Source organism: Acidimicrobiia bacterium (genome assembly GCA_009694375.1).
GTDB lineage: Bacteria > Actinomycetota > Acidimicrobiia > Acidimicrobiales > VFJN01 > VFJN01.
This window is the reverse complement of record SHVB01000003.1, coordinates 94552-109131: the sequence shown is the minus strand read 5'-3', so window position 1 is coordinate 109131 and position 14580 is coordinate 94552. Positions and strand designations below refer to the sequence as shown.

Genomic DNA, 14580 nt, shown 5'->3' with positions numbered 1-14580 from the left:
GTTGGACCTGATGCACCGGGAGCTCGTATCAACCGATGAGGTATCCGATCTTCTCCTCGATGTGCGGATGCTTCTCACGGCGGCCGAGTTGGCCTCCGGGAGAAACCCCGCCGCCGGGGCTTCGGTCGGCGCCTAGTTCCGAGACGTTTGTCGTCGGGGCCTCGTCCGCGTGCCGGCGGCGATCAGCGCGGCGAACTCATCCGTGATCGCGTCCCGTAGACCCCCCGGGTCGGCCACCGCGCCCAGGTCGGCGTTCAGGCCCATGTCGAGGCTGCCGTTGTACGACATCAGGGTGAGGTTCCAGGCGGTGCCGCCGGTGGGGCCCACCGGGTAGTTGGCTTCGATGCGCGCCCCGGCGATGAAAAGCGGGAAGGGGGCGCCGCGCACGTTGGAGGTGGCGAAGTCCACCGTCTCGGCTTGCTGGCGGGCGAGGCGCGTCATCACCGAGGTGGGAAGCAGGTTGGCCACCCCGGCCAGGCCGCCGACCAAAGTCATGGCCCGCTCTTGCTTGGTGGTGTCGAGTCGGGACCGGATGGCCGTGAAGCGTTCCTGCGGGTCGTGGAGGCCGACGGGCAGGAGCACGCGGGTAGGAGTGAAGGAGTTGCCGCCGGAGGAGTGGTCGCGGCGGGTGCTCACCGGCATGGTGATGCGAAGTTCGTCGATCGGCGATCCGGCGGAGCGGTGGTAGGCCCCCGCCCCGCCGACGGCGGCCGCCACGAACATGTCGTTGAGGCTTCCGCCGAGGGTGTTGGCGGCGGCCTTGGCCTCGGCCAGGGGCACCTGGAGTACCTCAATGCCACGGCGGAGCGATCGTTGCTTCCACAGTGGTGATCGGGCGGGGTCGGCCACCCCGATTTGCCGCCGCGCCGATCGACCGAGTTCGAGGGCATCGCCCGCCAGGCCGGTGAGGTGTCGGGGGTCCCGCATCACCGCGACGCCCCCTTCGGCGCTGCGGCGCACGAGCCCGAGCCCCCGGCGCAGTTGGTGGGTGAAGGTATCGATCGTTGCCTCCAGCAAGGTGGAATCGATCGATTCGGGAGGGGGTCGGGGGGGAGCGATGGGTTCGGTGGCGTCTCGGTCGATGTCGATGAACTGCTCCGACATGCGGATGCTGCCCTCCCCGTCGGCGATGGAATGGTGCAACTTCTGGACCATGGCGGCGCCGCCCCCTTCGATGCCCTCGATCACGAGGAACTCCCACAGTGGTCGCGTCCGGTCGAAGGGCCGCTGGACATGGGCGCTGGCCAGTTCAAGTAGTTGGGCCATGGTGCCCGGGGCGGGGAGAGCGGTCCAGCGGAGGTGGTAGTTGAGGTCGAAGTCGGGCTCGGCGCGCCACTCGGGAGGAGCCAGACGTCCGAGGGCCGGCACCACCCGTTGGTGGAGGCGGGGGACCATGGTCACGGCCCGCTCCAGGCGGGCCCGCAATCGATCAGGGTCGGGGGGGCGATCGAACAGCGTGATGTTGGCGATCGACGCGCTGAGGCGGGGGTCTTTTTCGAGGTTCCACATGAGGGCTTCGACGTCGGTCATGCGCCGTTCGTTCCGAAGTTCCCGATCTCCAGCCATAGTCCCGAAACGCTAGTGGCCGCTCAGCGGGGGAGCGACGTGTGCTTGAACTCGTTGAGTTCAGGGAAGTTGTCGATGAGATCGACGATGCGTTCGATGTAGGCGATGGCCTCGTCCGGATGGCCTTGCGGCCGGTTCATCACGCGGGCAAACACGGCACTGGAACCTCGTATGAGGGTGGGAACACCCCACCCCTCGTGGTACTTCACGGTGGCCTCGTGAGCCTGTTGCACCGTCACCAATGGTTCCCCGGTGGCGATCTGGGCCAACACGGCGTCGGCATCGACGTGTTGTTCTTCCAACACGCTTCGAATCGTCTCCTCGCGGTGGATCTGGCCGCCGTGATCGTGACGCCGCGCAAACAGGGCCTCGTGGGTGTCGAGGAACCGGTCGGGAAACGTGTCCCGTACGACCACCCCGGCTTGGAGGGCCAGCATCCCCGTATCGTCCTGCCAGTGATCCCAAATGTCGGGCTCCCCCTCCTCGTGGTGCATCTGGCCGAGGGAGAACGGTTCGAAGGTGACATCCCAGGCGGCGCCGGCGCGCAGGCCCGTGATCACGTAGTAGTGGAGGTTGCGGGCGAAGGGGCATCGGTAGTCCCAGTTCACCGAGAATGTGAGACGATCGCTCATGGGTGGTCTAACGCTGCGGGCCGGCTAGCCATTCCCGAGCGAGTTAGGGCTTGGGCCACGCACGGCGAGCGAGGGCGGCGATACTAATTCCCAAGGCGGCGCCGGCCACCACATCGGAGGCGTGGTGCATCTTCACGTACACCCGGCTACTGGCCACAATGGCGGCGATCCCGTAGTACAAGGGCCACAGCGGGTCGCCCTGGCTCAGGACCCCGGCGGCGGTGAACGCCGCACTGGCGTGACCGGAGGGGAAACTGCTCGTCTGGGGGATCCGGATGGGGTGGGGCCGGGGTCGGTCCGTCTCCCAATCGGGTCGCTGGCGTTGAAAGGCGTTCTTGATGCCGCCGTTCACGAGTAACGACTCGGCCGCCAGGATGGCCGACATCCGCACGGCGGTCATCGGGTCTCGGCCGGGGAGGAGTCCCTGGCCCACGCTGATGAGTTGCCAGATCAGCGACCAGTCGCCCAGGTCGGAGGCTCCGTACATCACCTTGTCGAGAGCACGATGGCCTCGAAGGCGTTCGACCTTGCGGTCGACGGCCTCGTCGAAACGCTCGACGAGTTGCTTGGCGCGAGTGAGGGGCACGGCGAGAGAGGGTACCGGCCGGGGGGTACTTCAGGACACTGCGGGTGTTTCTCCGGAGTGTCGTTCGCTCTCCCGGTTGATCCGATAGGCGTCGGCGAGGGCGATATCGCCCCCGAAGGAAGGGCAGTACGCCTTGTAGTCACACCAGTCGCACAGGCGGGTTGGGTTGGGCCGGAAGTCTTCCTCCTCGCAGGCCTGCTCCACGGCCGACCAGACGGCGGCCAACTTGCGTTCGACGCCCTTGGTGGAGCGATCAGTGGGGGTGGAGACAATGGCCACTGGGTTGGCGAGGTAGAGCAGTTGCACCTTCGCCGGTCGCTGGCCGAAGACCCGCTCGCAGAGCAACGAGTAGAACGCCACGCCGGCGAGGCGTTCTTGTTCTTGGCGCGGACCCGGAGCGCGGCCGGTTTTGTAGTCGGTAACCACGAGTTCGCCGTTGGCATCCAGCTCGAGGCGGTCGATGATGCCGCGAAGGATCACCCCGTCGATCTCGGCCTCCAACTTCAATTCGATGCCGATGGGCGTAATGGTGGTGGGGTCTTCGAGGCGGAAGTATTTCTGAAGGAGCACGCGTGACTCGCTGAGGAAGGTGGCTTCCGCGGCGTTGTCCAGGGCTAGGTCGGTGAAATCAGGATTGGAGCGAAACTCGGCGGTGGCTTCTTCGAGGCACACCAGCGAGCGCTCGAAGGTGCGCTCAGGGGCCTCGAGGCAGAACAGCCGCTCGAGGGCCGCGTGCACGAGGCTCCCGCGGGTGGCCGCTATCGACGGCATTTGAGGGAGATGGTCGATGGCCGAGAACCGAAACGACAGGGCGCAATTGGTGAACGATGACACCTTCGAGGGCGAGAGGCTGGCGGGCAGGGGTAACGGCATGGCGTCAGGCTAGGCCGGGGGTGTGACAGCAACCGGCGGGCGGTTGGCTCAGCGGAGGGTGGCGGCGAAGGCGGCGGCCGAGGCGGCGAGTGTTCGGGGCGCTTCGAGCGGCCCGAAATGACCCATGAAGCGGTGGCGTTCAAGGCTCCCCTGAGGCAGGACGAGGGCGATGGCCTCGGCCAGGGCGCCGGGGGGAAGAAGGTGGTCTCCGCACACCACTAGCACCGGGCAGTGCACGTCCCCGAGCCGACTGAAGGCCTGGTGGCCGTCGCCACCGCGAAAGATCTGGGCTTCGTCGGCCGGTCGGCAGGCCAGGTGCACTGTTCCATCCTCGTCGGCTACAAATCCATGCCGGACGTAGGCCGCTAAGGCCGCCGCTTGCCAGGTATTCAGAGGCGGTTTCGCGCTGTAGTGCGCCAAGGCCTCGGCGGCGGTCGGGAAGTTTTCGCGCCGGCGGGCGGCGCCCTCGGACAGATGCTTACCGCCCTCCATCGCCCCGGCGGGGCTCGGTGGTGGCGCGATGGGTTCGAAGAGCCAGAGCCCGGCGAAGGTGCCCGGGCGGGCCTGCTCGGCGAGGAGCAATGCGGCGGCCCCCATCGAGTGGCCGATACCGAGGAACTGCCCGGGTTGGCCCGGGAGGTGGTGCACCGCCGCCTCCACGTCGTCTCCCATTTCCGTCCACGGGAGCGGTTGGTTCGGTGGCACCACCGATTGGCCATGGGCGCGAAAGTCCAGGGCCCACCGCTGAAAGCCGTCGCCGAGGGCCGCCGCGAAGGGCTCCCAGACCGCGCCGTGGAGTCCGGTGGCATGGGCAAAGAGCGTGGGCCGGCCGCTTCCGCCGAAGTCATGGACCGCCAGGCTGACGCCGCAGGAGGAGGGCAGCGAACGCATAGGGACATCTTGATCCGGCGATGGGCGCCGAGGCGAATAGCGTGGCGGCCATGACGGAGTTTGCCCCCGACGATGAGTACCCGAGCGACTCCCTTGATGAGGCCGCCGTCCGGGCGGCGAACCGTTGTTTCTACGATGCCTTCGAGGCGCGCGACCTCGACGCGATGTCCGACGCCTGGGTGCACGACGACCGCGTTTCCTGCACCCACCCGGGTTGGCGCACACTCCGCGGCTGGGGCGCCGTGTCGGGCTCATGGTTCGCTCTGTTCGGAGGCCCAAACCCCCTGCAGTTCATCCTCACCGACGAGGTCGTCTCGGTGGCGGGGGATACCGCCTGGGTGACGGTGGATGAGAACCTCATCAGCGTTGACGGTGGCGGAACCATCGCCGCCATCAACGTCTTTGTGCGCACGGGGGAGCGGTGGCGTTGTGTGGCCCACCACGGCTCTGCGGTGGCGCCGCCACCGTGACGAACAATGGCGGAGGTCCTCCAGGAGCCTATGTTGCGGAGGCAGGGCGGTAAGTGAGGAGATTTTTCCCCCGGGAAGGACCGTTCGGTGGAACAATGGGTACACAGGCTCAACTGAAGGAGCGCCCATGGATCTTCGAGTGCTCGTCCTCACCGACGACCTAGATCTTGCGTCACTCGTGCAGGGTCAGGCGGAGAATCTCGGGTGCAGTTGCAACGTGCAGTCGTCGTACGACGGTGCCAGTGGGGAGCCCGATTGGGCCGATGCCGTCATCGTCGATTTGGCGGGCGAGGGCTTCAATGACCTACATCGGATGCGCGTTGAGACGCCCCGAGTGCGCATCTTGGCCGTCGCCGACGATGTGGCGGCGGGTGACCAAGCCCGCCAGGCCGGGGCCGAGTTCGTGTTGCTGGAGCCGCTTGTCCTCGCCGAGTTGGTGGTGGCCCTGCGGGCGCTCCAACCCGTCACCGACCCACCGGTGATCGATCTGGGCACCGGCGAAGCATCCGACCCGGTGGAGGAGTCTGATACGCGGTGGTGGGCCACTCGCTGAATCAGCGGATTATGAGGGGTGATCCTGGATCGCCCCGTGGGGCAGGATCGCGGCCACCTCTCAGCCGAGTGCCGGTGCCCGATGACCAGCCCCGGTGGTGGTCGCATGGGAGAAACCAACCGGAAGACCTCGCCGAGCGGCCCCGCCACGGCTAGACACACCACCGTCGCCGCGGTAAGTTTTCAGCCTGGCAGAAAAGCGGGGGAACGACATGACGAGCCAGGCGGGCACGCTGGCGATCCATCAGGCCGAGGCACTGGCGGCAGCGGGCGAGACGCGCGGCGCCATCGATCTGCTGGCCGCCCAGAATCGTCAGGCCCGTGACACCGCCGTTGAGCTCGCCCTGGTGGGTCTCCGTCGCGATGGTCCAGCCACCCTGGTGTCGCCGCCCTCGGTGGCTCCCGCGCCCATTCGGGCCACCCCCCCGACGGGCGAGGTGTTTGAGGTGGACGCGGTTGACCTAGACGCGGCGGCGGTTCGGGAGGGGTTCGCGCAGAGTGGATGTGTGTTGGTGCGCGGATTGGTGCCACCGGAGCGGGTGGCACTGTTGGTGGCCGGCATGGATGCCTCCCTGGCCGCCCTCGATGCGGCCGCGGAGAATCCCGCCTTGGTTGATGCCAGTTGGTACAGCCCGGGCTCGATGCCCGACCGCCTCGCCGGGGGACTCTCGGAGGCCGACCATCGTCTTTTCCTGCGCCAGCGCGGGGGGATGTGGACTGTCGACTCACCCCGGATGCTGTTCGAACTCCTCGACCTGATGGACGACGTGGGTGTCGGTGCGGTGATGACGGAGTTCCTCGGCGAACGCCCCTTGCTTTCCGCCCTGAAGTGCACCATGCGAAGGGTGCCGCCCGATCAGGTCCCACACGGCGGATGGCATCAGGACGGAGCCTTCCTGGGTGATCAGGTGGGCGCGTTCAATGTCTGGCTGGCTCTCACTGACTGTGGCGTGGACGCTCCCGGGCTCGACGTGGTGCCCAAGCGGGTGGGCCGGGTGCTGGCGAGCGATGACGATTCGCCGTTTGACTGGTCGCTGTCGAATCGGGCGGTATCCGAGGAAGCCGGCGCTGTGCCGATCCTGCGTCCGGTTTTCGAATCGGGCGACGCCTTGCTGTTCGACCATCTGCTCGTCCATCGAACGGCTTTGTCGCCCACCATGACCCGTCCTCGTTACGCCATCGAGTCCTGGTTTTTTGCGCCCTCGGCCTATCCGGTGGGGCAACTTCCGATTCTCTACTGAAGCACCGGTGGATAGTCTCGGTCGGGGTCGATCGGCGCGGTGCGCCGATACCGCAGTGGGTCGGCCAGCCCGGCGGCGGCCACGGAGCGGAGGCGCTGAGCGCTGTCCGACCACCGGAATCGGTCGACAAAGTGAGCTCCGTTGGTGGCGATCCGTCTACGCAGATTGTCGTCGCCGCTGAGTTGGCTGAGCACGTCGGCCATGTCGTCGGGCTCTCCACCGCAGATCATGGCCGTCTCGCCGTCGATGGCGTAATCGGCTGATCCACCGTTGTCGGTGGTAACCAGCGCACAGCCGCACGCCATTGCCTCCACCGCACACATCCCGAACCCTTCGCGCCAACTGGGCTGGAGGAACATCGAGGCACCGGGGTAGATCTTCTCGGCGAGGATCGCCTGGCCGGGCGCTAAAACAAACTCGAGTCCAGGGTCCAGGGTCCGGGCCAAGGGAATCGTCCCGAACACGGTGCTCGGCACACCGAGGGAGCGATGGAGCCGCTCGAGGGCCATGAGGCCAGCCTCGCCTCGCTTCGCCGGGAACGGATCAAAGTTCATCGTGGCCCGAGGTGACCGCCCGGCGATGGGCCGGAGGATCCGAAACCGCTCGTGATCGAGGCCGTTGGGGATGTTCACCACATGGTTCGCCGGCACGCCGTGGTTCACCGCCAGGTCCACCATCCAGGATCCCACGCACACTTTCGGACCCGGAAGGTCGAGGGCGAGATTCTCTATGGCGGCCGGAAACACACCGTGTCCTTGAAGAAGAGTGATCGGTAGCCAGCGGTGGGCACCCGGTTGTTGCAGGGCCTCTAACAGGCGGCGGCCGGGGGCTCCGCCGGAGGGGGCAAGGGCCGTGGCGATGAGTTTTGTTGAGTACACCACTACGTCGCTGTCGGGGATTTCCTCGGGGGCGAGGTGGGCGCCGAAGCGGTGCTCGACGGCCTCATCGAAGGCGAACCAGGGAAGGTCCGCCTGGCTGCGGATCGTCATCTCGTCGTGGGGAAGGTGGACGACGCGAACGTGGTCGGTGCCAAGGCGGGCGAGGGCGTTCACCAGTTCGAACCTTGCGATATCGCCACCGGTCGGGCGGGGGCAGCTCGGGGCCAGGAAGGTCCACCGGATGGGGGCGGGAGCGAAGGTGGTACTCACGGTGCCTGTTCTTTCAGCCGTCGGCGGGTGGCCGCGAGTTGTTCGGGGGTGAGGCGGAACTGGCTTCCCGTCTGATTCACGAAATACCGGTCAATGTCGGGGAGGTTGGCTCGGTCGATACCGATCTGCTCGGCAAAGGCCGGGATGACAGAACCGTCCGCGGCCATGGTGGCGTCGTAGTCGATCACGTCCACGTGTTCGTGGCCGAACCACCGCCGATACCCGGCCAGGAGCGCGTCGTAGTCGAGGAGCCAGGAGTCGTCCTCTACATAGGCGAAGGAGGACGGATCGGTGCTCACCGGAAACCCGGTGGCTTCGAGTTGCTGGCGGTAGGACCGCAGGAAGGCGGTCTTGTCCCGGAGGAACACGATGACCCGCACGGGGCCAGTACCGAGCAGGTCTCGCAGCCGTTCCAGTTCATCATCGAACCGGAGGTAGCTGAGGTCTTCGTGGGAAAAGACGACGACTTCGGGGCCGGGGCGGCTGACGTAATCGCGCACGTGGGCCTCGGCATGGGAGAGCCATGCCGGCTCTTGGGTCTCCGGTAGGCGCAAGCGCGCCGGCCAAAATCGCTCAGGACGGATGGCCAGCAACGGAAGTTCGGCGTGGGAATTGGGAATGACCAGGCCCGGCGGATACATGATCCCGGCGTCGGCCAGCAGGCCGGCGTTTTGGTCGGCCAGGAACTGTTGCAGCGAGGTGGTGCCAGTCTTGTGCGTGCCCACATGGAGCACGATCCCCCCCGTCATGACCGCAGTGTACCGATCAGCCCGGAGAGTGGCCGGGCCAGGGTTTATTAGCTCATCGCCTTGAAGGCGAGCATCATCTCTTCGTTGAGATTGCCGGGTACCTCGTAGCCCTCTTCTTGGTGGATCTTGTCAAAATTGTCCCGCACACCCTCGGGGGTGAGATGCTCATCGAAGTGGCCGGGGGTGACCCCTACGAACACGCGGGCCACGCGCCCGCCCCCCACGGAATAGACCTCGCCGCTCACCGGGCAGTCCTCGTGGGCCAGGTAGGTGACAATGGGAGTGACGAGTTCGGGGGCCAATCGGTCGGCGGCGGCGCCGAGCAACTCCTCGGTCATGCGGGTCTTGGCAACCGGGGCGATGGCGTTGGCCTTGATGTTGTTCTTGGCCCCTTCCACCGCTAACACCCGGGTGAAGCCGACGAGACCCATCTTGGCGGCCCCGTAGTTCGTCTGGCCGAAGTTGCCGAAGATGCCCGCCCCCGATGAGGTGTTGATGATGCGGCCATAGCCCTGGTCTCGCATGATCTGCCAGGCCGGTTGGGTGACGTAGAAGGCCCCCCGAAGGTGCACATCGAGTACGGGGTTGAGCTGGTCCGGCGTCATGTTCTTGAATGACGTGTCGCGCAGAATCCCTGCGTTATTGATGATGATGTCGATACGACCGAACGTGTCGATGGCGGTCTGCACGATGCCGGCCCCTCCCTCGGGGGTAGCCACACTGTCGTAGTTGGCGATGGCCTCGCCCCCGAGGGCGGTGATCTCGTCGACCACCGCTTGGGCGGCGGTGGTCGAATGACCGGTGCCATCACTGGCACCACCGAGGTCATTGACCACCACGAGGGCGCCCCGCCGGGCGAGGTCGAGGGCATGCGAGCGGCCGAGGCCACCCCCGGCTCCGGTGATAATCGCCACCTTGCCATCGAAACCGAGATCAGCCATGCCTACTCCTGCGCGCTCGTGGGGGTTTGTGAAGAACCGGGAGCGTACGCAACGACCCGGCTGGCCACCGAATCAGCGCCGGTCCACCGTTAGTTGCGGCCCTGCAACTTGGAGAGCAGGCGCAAGACCTCGAGGTAGAGCCATACGATCGTGATGAGCAGTCCAAAAGCCGCGTACCACTCGGTTTGCTTGGGTGCGCCGGCCGCTACGCCGCGCTCCACGAAGTCGAAGTCCAGGAGGAGATTGAAGGCCGCAACGGCCACGATCACCAGACTGATGGCGATGCCCAAGAAGCTCGAGTCGTGTAGGAAAGGCACCGACGCGCCGAACAGGCTGAGGATGATGTTGACCAGGTACATCAACACCACGGCCCCGGTGGCCGCCACAATGCCCATTCGGAGTTTGTCGGTGATGGTGATGATCCGGGTGGCGAAGAGGAACAGCATCACCGCAAATACCCCGATGGTGAGGCCGATGGCCTGCAGGACGATTCCGTCGTAGGCGCTGTTGTACACCGCCGAGATCGCCCCCAGAATCGCTCCCTCGAGCAAGGCGTAGGCCGGAGCGGTGAACCGGGCCAGATTCGGCTTGAAAATCGTAAGCAGGGCCACGCCGAACGCGGCGAGCATGACCAACAGTACCCACGCGGGGAACTGAACCTGGGTTCCGCTGGTGTCCACGCTGTTCCACCCGTACACCCCGGCGGCCACGAGCAGTACCAGCAGGGCGGCAGTGGCCCAGACCGTCCCGTTGACCGTCATGGCGGCGTGACCGGTGGCCGGGGGCTGGTAGGAAGGCGACTGGTAGGCGGTCTCCAGTTGGTCGGTGCCCGCGGCCCAGCCCGCGCTGCTCTCGGAGACTCGTTTGAAGGCCTTGTCGTTCAGGGCCGGATTAGATGAGGTGCGTTGCTCTGCCATGGCCACAGTATGCCTCAGGCCCGGCCGGTTGAGGTGGTCGGCCAGGGTGAAAAGTCAGGACACCGCACTCGCCACGCGAACGGCGATATGTACAGCGTGGTCTCCGAGTCGCTCGTAGAACCTGGCCACCAGGGTGGCATCGGCGGCGGCAGACCCCGCCACGCCTCCGGCGAGCAACTCTGCGGTGAGGCGAGTGTGAAGCTCGTCCACCTCGTCGTCGGCGGCTTCCAGGCGCTCCCCCGCGGTGGGATCCCGCTGGATAAAGCCCTCGGCGGCCATGCGCCAGAGTTCAATGGCGACGGTCCCCATGCGTTCGAGCATGCCGCGTGCCGCAGGGGAGAGTTGGGCCACTAGGCCGGTGCCCGCCCGCTTAGCGATGTGCTCGGCGAGGTCGCCCGACCGCTCCAGTTCCGGGACGATGCGGATGATGGCCAGGGCATACCGCAGGTCGCCCGCCATCGGGGACTGCAAGAGGAGCAGTCGCTCGATGTCGCCTTCGATTTCCAACATCAGGCCGTCGATCATTTTCTCGCCGGCCCGAACCGTGGCCAGGGCATCGGTGTTATCGCCCAGCAGGGCCTCGTTGGCCGCCGCTAGTGCTTCGGTCACCAGGGCGAACAGGCGCACCACTTTTTGGTCGATCACATCGAGGTCGCGGTGAAACCCCACCCGCAGTTCCTGTGGTTGGTCGGTCATGTGGTGTCCACTCCCATTTGTTCAGCGGCCCAACTTTTGAGTCGCCGATAGTCCACTTTGCCGTTGGGGGCCCTCCCGATTGTATCGATGAACAGGACTCGCTTGGGGGCTTTATAGGCAGCCAACTTCCCCTTCACATGGCTGATGATGGCCCCTTCCTCGAAGGCCGCTCCGGGGAGGATCTCGACTACGGCGGTGATCGCCTCACCGAACTTCTCATCGGGTAGTCCCACCACCACCGCGTCGGCCACTGTCTCGTGCGTCTTGAGGGCTTCCTCCACCTCCTCGGGGTACACCTTCTCGCCGCCGGTATTGATACACACCGAACCCCGACCGAGCAGGGTCAGGGAACCGTCGGCATCGACGGTGGCGTAGTCGCCCGGTACGGAGTAGCGCTCGCCCTCGAACATGATGAACGTGGCCGCTGATTTCGCCGGGTCCTTGTAATAGCCGATGGGCTGGAACCCCCCCACCGCCACCCGGCCGGTCTCGCCGGAGCCGGGCTCCACCAAGCGGCCGTCGTCGGTGATGACCTTTGTGAAGGGTCCCACCGTGAACTTGGCGGTGAGGCTCGTCCCGGCCGCCGTACTGACCGACTGTCCCATGCCGAGGGCTTCCGACGACGAAAACGCGTCGATGATCATCAATCCGCTCTGATGGCCCAGGAGCGCCTGCTTGGCCCCTTCGCTGAACATCACCCCGGAGCTGGAGATGATCACGAGGCTCGAGATGTCCCAGCGGTTGGGGTTCGCATCCAGGGCGCGCACCATTGGCTTGGCGAAGGCATCACCCACGATGGCGATGGTGTTCACGCCCTCGCGCTCCACGGTGTCGAAGAGTTCCTCGATATCAAGAGTGCGGGACACCAACGTGACCGTGCAGCCACCGCCCGAGAGCACGATGAGTTGTGTAAAACAGCCGGTGCCGTGCATGAGGGGACAGGCCGGCATGCCTACGAGGCCGGGGCCTTGCACTTGGTCACGGATGAGTTGGAGGTCGGGATCGCCCGTGCGGGCATCGGGGATGACCGTGCCGACGAGCGTGCGGAAGAGATCGTCTTGACGCCACATCACGCCCTTGGGCATCCCGGTGGTACCACCGGTGTAGAGCAGGAGAAGGTGGTCGCCGTCGCGTCCCCACGGCCCCTCCACCGCTTCGGAGGTTCCGGCTTCGGCGGCGGTTTCATAGGGCGTGGCCCAGGCCGGACAACCGCCGGCCCCGTCGTCTACCCACAGCCACAGTCGCACCATCGGCACTCGCGCGCGGATGCCCTCGATGCGATCGGAGAAACTGCCGTGGAACACCACCGCCACCACGTCGCCGTTTTCCCACAGGTAGACGAGTTCGTCGTCGAGATAGCGATAGTTCGTGTTGATGGGGGCCAAGCCTGCCTTGAAGGTGCCGAACATGGACTCGAGGTACTCGACTCCGTTGTAGAGGTATTGAGCGACCTTGTCCTGTTCCTTCACGCCCGCATCGAGCAGGGCGCGGGCAATGCCGTTCGCTCGTCGGTCGAACTCGGCCCAGGTAATCCGGCGGTCGCCATGCACCTGGGCCGGCGCGTCGGGCACCTGTTGGGCCACGGTTTCCCAGACATCGGCAAAGTTCCAACCCGGCATAGATCCCCCTCAAGCGGTGTTAGTGACTGCGGACTCTACAGTGACGGTCGTTCTTGACGACTCAGTCGCGAGCAGGGATAGGTTGCGATCGTGGATTTCGAACTCCCCGCCGCCAACGACTCCCGCCGAATCGAGGTGCGGGCCTGGCTCGACGCGCACCCGCAACCCAGTGCCCGGCAGTTGGCCGAGGCGGGCTATGTGGCGCCCCACTGGCCGAAGCCGTGGGGCCTCGATGCCGATCCGATCCAGCAGATCGTGATCGACGAGGAACTGGCGGCCGCGGGCATCCAACGACCGTCCAACGTCATTGGGATCGGCTGGGCTGGACCCACCCTGTTGCACGGCGGCACCCAGGCCCAACAGGACCGCTACTTGTTTCCGTTGTTGGCCGGCGAGGAGATCTGGTGCCAACTCTTCAGCGAACCGGGGTCGGGGTCTGACCTTGCTTCGTTGTCTACCCGGGCTGTGCGCGATGGCGACGAGTGGGTGGTGACCGGCCAGAAGATCTGGACGTCGCTGGCCCAGTTTTCTGCCTTTGGCATCCTCATTGCCCGCACGAATACCGACGCTCCCAAACATGAGGGAATTTCCTATTTCATCTGTCCAATGGACGCCCCCGGTGTGGAGATCCGCCCGATCATCGAGATGACCGGGGCCCACATGTTCAATGAAGTGTTCCTCAACGAGGTGCGCCTTCCCGCCGAGAATCTGGTGGGCGAGATGAACCGTGGCTGGGGCCTGGCCAAGGTAACGCTCGGGAACGAGCGCGTGTCTCTGTCCTCGGGTGGGGCGCTGTGGGGGATGGGGCCTAACGCACAGGACCTCATCGATGTGGTGCGGGCTGCGGGCGGCACCACCGATGTGGTGCTACGCCAACGCCTCGCGGCGCTGTACATCGAACACGAATTGCTCCGGCTCATCCGACTGCGAACGGTCACGGCCCGTATCAACGGGCAGCCGCCGGGGGCCGAGGCCTCGGTGCGCAAGATCATGGCCGACGAGCACGGCCAGGCGATCATGGGCCTTGCCAAAGACCTAGCGGGGCCGGGGGGGATGCTCTCCGATCGCGGCCCGCAAGGCGCCGAAGCCGAACTGTGGCACTACGGATTTCTCTTTTCGCCTGCCCTCACCGTGGGCGGCGGAACCGGCGAGGTGCAGCGCAATATCGTGGCCGAACGGGTCCTGGGCTTGCCCCACGATGCCGATGTGGAGCAGGGCCAGACCTGGTCCGAGTCGCGACACTGACATGGGTGGCCCGCCGCCACTGTTGCCCGTGGTTTGGGGCGCGGTTCCCGGTGCGTGTCAGGCTGTGGGTTATGAACTCGGTGCTCGTTCCGGTGGACCTGAAACGCCACGAAAAGGTGCGGGCTTGGGCTGACCTTCCCGGGGTGCCCGTGGGCGAGCCCGGCAAGGTGCTGGTCGTCTCGGGGGTTACCTGGGTCCGGTACCGAGTGCTGTTCGATAACGGGGTGGAGATGGGCCTACTCGACGGCCGCCACATCGTGGCCACCCCGGGGTTCATCCCGATAGAAGACCGTGTTGAAGAAGAGGCCGTTCAGGCGACGGACACGGGTGCCACCGCCGGAGAGGCCCAGGACAGCGCCGGCGATACCAACCCGTTTGGAGTGCCGAGCCATCTGCTCGAGCGGTCCGCCAAGGCCCGCCTCCGCCACGGCGGCGGCTGAATCAATCGACCACC

16 protein-coding genes are annotated in these 14580 nt (G+C 66.0%); 5 read left to right on the top strand and 11 right to left on the bottom strand.

The window, feature by feature from the left end:
- Window positions 1–132: 132 nt before the first annotated feature.
- The 5 genes from EXQ71_03385 to EXQ71_03365 are packed head-to-tail and all read right to left on the bottom strand — an operon-like array spanning window position 133 to window position 4548.
- Window positions 133–1566: a wax ester/triacylglycerol synthase family O-acyltransferase gene (locus EXQ71_03385; GenBank protein ID MSO86549.1), complete on the bottom strand. Its 1434-nt coding sequence runs from the start codon at window positions 1564–1566 to the stop codon at window positions 133–135.
- A gap of 23 nt (window positions 1567–1589) precedes the next feature.
- Window positions 1590–2198, bottom strand: coding sequence for a protein-disulfide isomerase (locus EXQ71_03380; protein MSO86548.1), 609 nt, complete (start codon window positions 2196–2198; stop codon window positions 1590–1592).
- Window positions 2199–2241: 43 nt separating this feature from the next.
- Complete coding sequence (locus EXQ71_03375) at window positions 2242–2784, bottom strand: phosphatase PAP2 family protein (protein ID MSO86547.1); 543 nt, start codon at window positions 2782–2784, stop codon at window positions 2242–2244.
- A 30-nt stretch (window positions 2785–2814) separates the two neighbouring features.
- A complete protein-coding gene (locus EXQ71_03370; protein ID MSO86546.1) occupies window positions 2815–3657 on the bottom strand; it encodes a PD-(D/E)XK nuclease family protein in 843 nt (280 codons plus the stop codon).
- 48 nt (window positions 3658–3705) lie between these two features.
- On the bottom strand, window positions 3706–4548 hold the full coding sequence (locus EXQ71_03365) for an alpha/beta hydrolase (GenBank protein MSO86545.1): 843 nt from the start codon (window positions 4546–4548) through the stop codon (window positions 3706–3708).
- Between the two features lie 20 nt (window positions 4549–4568).
- On the opposite strand from EXQ71_03365, the gene EXQ71_03360 reads away from it, so the two are divergent.
- The 3 genes from EXQ71_03360 to EXQ71_03350 all read left to right on the top strand — a co-directional run bounded on the left by EXQ71_03360 (window position 4569) and on the right by EXQ71_03350 (window position 6811).
- Window positions 4569–5018 carry a DUF4440 domain-containing protein gene (locus tag EXQ71_03360; GenBank protein MSO86544.1) on the top strand — a complete coding sequence of 150 codons (450 nt, stop codon included), beginning with the start codon at window positions 4569–4571 and terminating at the stop codon, window positions 5016–5018.
- Between the two features lie 127 nt (window positions 5019–5145).
- Entirely contained in the window at window positions 5146–5571 is a 426-nt protein-coding gene (locus EXQ71_03355; GenBank protein ID MSO86543.1) for a response regulator transcription factor, read from the top strand.
- Window positions 5572–5782: 211 nt separating this feature from the next.
- A complete protein-coding gene (locus EXQ71_03350; GenBank protein MSO86542.1) occupies window positions 5783–6811 on the top strand; it encodes a hypothetical protein in 1029 nt (342 codons plus the stop codon).
- On the opposite strand, the gene EXQ71_03345 is transcribed toward EXQ71_03350, so the two are convergent.
- The 6 genes from EXQ71_03345 to EXQ71_03320 form a co-directional block, all read right to left on the bottom strand.
- Window positions 6805–7959: a glycosyltransferase gene (locus EXQ71_03345; GenBank protein ID MSO86541.1), complete on the bottom strand. Its 1155-nt coding sequence runs from the start codon at window positions 7957–7959 to the stop codon at window positions 6805–6807. The two genes, EXQ71_03350 and EXQ71_03345, sit on opposite strands and share 7 nt — an antisense overlap.
- Window positions 7956–8708, bottom strand: coding sequence for a hypothetical protein (locus EXQ71_03340; protein MSO86540.1), 753 nt, complete (start codon window positions 8706–8708; stop codon window positions 7956–7958). Before EXQ71_03340 ends, EXQ71_03345 begins: the two co-directional genes overlap by 4 nt.
- 47 nt (window positions 8709–8755) lie before the next feature.
- Entirely contained in the window at window positions 8756–9649 is an 894-nt protein-coding gene (locus EXQ71_03335; GenBank protein MSO86539.1) for an SDR family oxidoreductase, read from the bottom strand.
- Between the two features lie 89 nt (window positions 9650–9738).
- Window positions 9739–10566, bottom strand: coding sequence for a Bax inhibitor-1/YccA family protein (locus EXQ71_03330; protein ID MSO86538.1), 828 nt, complete (start codon window positions 10564–10566; stop codon window positions 9739–9741).
- Window positions 10567–10620: 54 nt separating this feature from the next.
- Window positions 10621–11262, bottom strand: coding sequence for a hypothetical protein (locus EXQ71_03325; GenBank protein MSO86537.1), 642 nt, complete (start codon window positions 11260–11262; stop codon window positions 10621–10623).
- Entirely contained in the window at window positions 11259–12881 is a 1623-nt protein-coding gene (locus EXQ71_03320; GenBank protein ID MSO86536.1) for an acyl-CoA synthetase, read from the bottom strand. Before EXQ71_03320 ends, EXQ71_03325 begins: the two co-directional genes overlap by 4 nt.
- Before the next feature lie 90 nt (window positions 12882–12971).
- On the opposite strand from EXQ71_03320, the gene EXQ71_03315 reads away from it, so the two are divergent.
- The gene (locus EXQ71_03315) at window positions 12972–14126 is read left to right on the top strand and encodes an acyl-CoA dehydrogenase (protein MSO86535.1); all 1155 of its coding nucleotides are present in this window, start codon (window positions 12972–12974) and stop codon (window positions 14124–14126) included.
- 71 nt (window positions 14127–14197) lie between these two features.
- The gene (locus EXQ71_03310) at window positions 14198–14566 is read left to right on the top strand and encodes a hypothetical protein (GenBank protein ID MSO86534.1); all 369 of its coding nucleotides are present in this window, start codon (window positions 14198–14200) and stop codon (window positions 14564–14566) included.
- Window positions 14567–14580: the final 14 nt, after the last annotated feature.

What these genes read in the sequence shown, in the direction of transcription:
- EXQ71_03385 (MSO86549.1), bottom strand. Translation starts at nt 1,566, where the DNA reads ATGGCTGGAGATCGGGAACTTCGGAACGAACGGCGCATGACCGACGTC.
- EXQ71_03380 (MSO86548.1), bottom strand. Translation starts at nt 2,198, where the DNA reads ATGAGCGATCGTCTCACATTCTCGGTGAACTGGGACTACCGATGCCCC.
- EXQ71_03370 (MSO86546.1), bottom strand. Translation starts at nt 3,657, where the DNA reads ATGCCGTTACCCCTGCCCGCCAGCCTCTCGCCCTCGAAGGTGTCATCG.
- EXQ71_03365 (MSO86545.1), bottom strand. Translation starts at nt 4,548, where the DNA reads ATGCGTTCGCTGCCCTCCTCCTGCGGCGTCAGCCTGGCGGTCCATGAC.
- EXQ71_03360 (MSO86544.1), top strand. Translation starts at nt 4,569, where the DNA reads ATGGGCGCCGAGGCGAATAGCGTGGCGGCCATGACGGAGTTTGCCCCC.
- EXQ71_03355 (MSO86543.1), top strand. Translation starts at nt 5,146, where the DNA reads ATGGATCTTCGAGTGCTCGTCCTCACCGACGACCTAGATCTTGCGTCA.
- EXQ71_03350 (MSO86542.1), top strand. Translation starts at nt 5,783, where the DNA reads ATGACGAGCCAGGCGGGCACGCTGGCGATCCATCAGGCCGAGGCACTG.
- EXQ71_03340 (MSO86540.1), bottom strand. Translation starts at nt 8,708, where the DNA reads ATGACGGGGGGGATCGTGCTCCATGTGGGCACGCACAAGACTGGCACC.
- EXQ71_03335 (MSO86539.1), bottom strand. Translation starts at nt 9,649, where the DNA reads ATGGCTGATCTCGGTTTCGATGGCAAGGTGGCGATTATCACCGGAGCC.
- EXQ71_03330 (MSO86538.1), bottom strand. Translation starts at nt 10,566, where the DNA reads ATGGCAGAGCAACGCACCTCATCTAATCCGGCCCTGAACGACAAGGCC.
- EXQ71_03325 (MSO86537.1), bottom strand. Translation starts at nt 11,262, where the DNA reads ATGACCGACCAACCACAGGAACTGCGGGTGGGGTTTCACCGCGACCTC.
- EXQ71_03320 (MSO86536.1), bottom strand. Translation starts at nt 12,881, where the DNA reads ATGCCGGGTTGGAACTTTGCCGATGTCTGGGAAACCGTGGCCCAACAG.
- EXQ71_03310 (MSO86534.1), top strand. Translation starts at nt 14,198, where the DNA reads ATGAACTCGGTGCTCGTTCCGGTGGACCTGAAACGCCACGAAAAGGTG.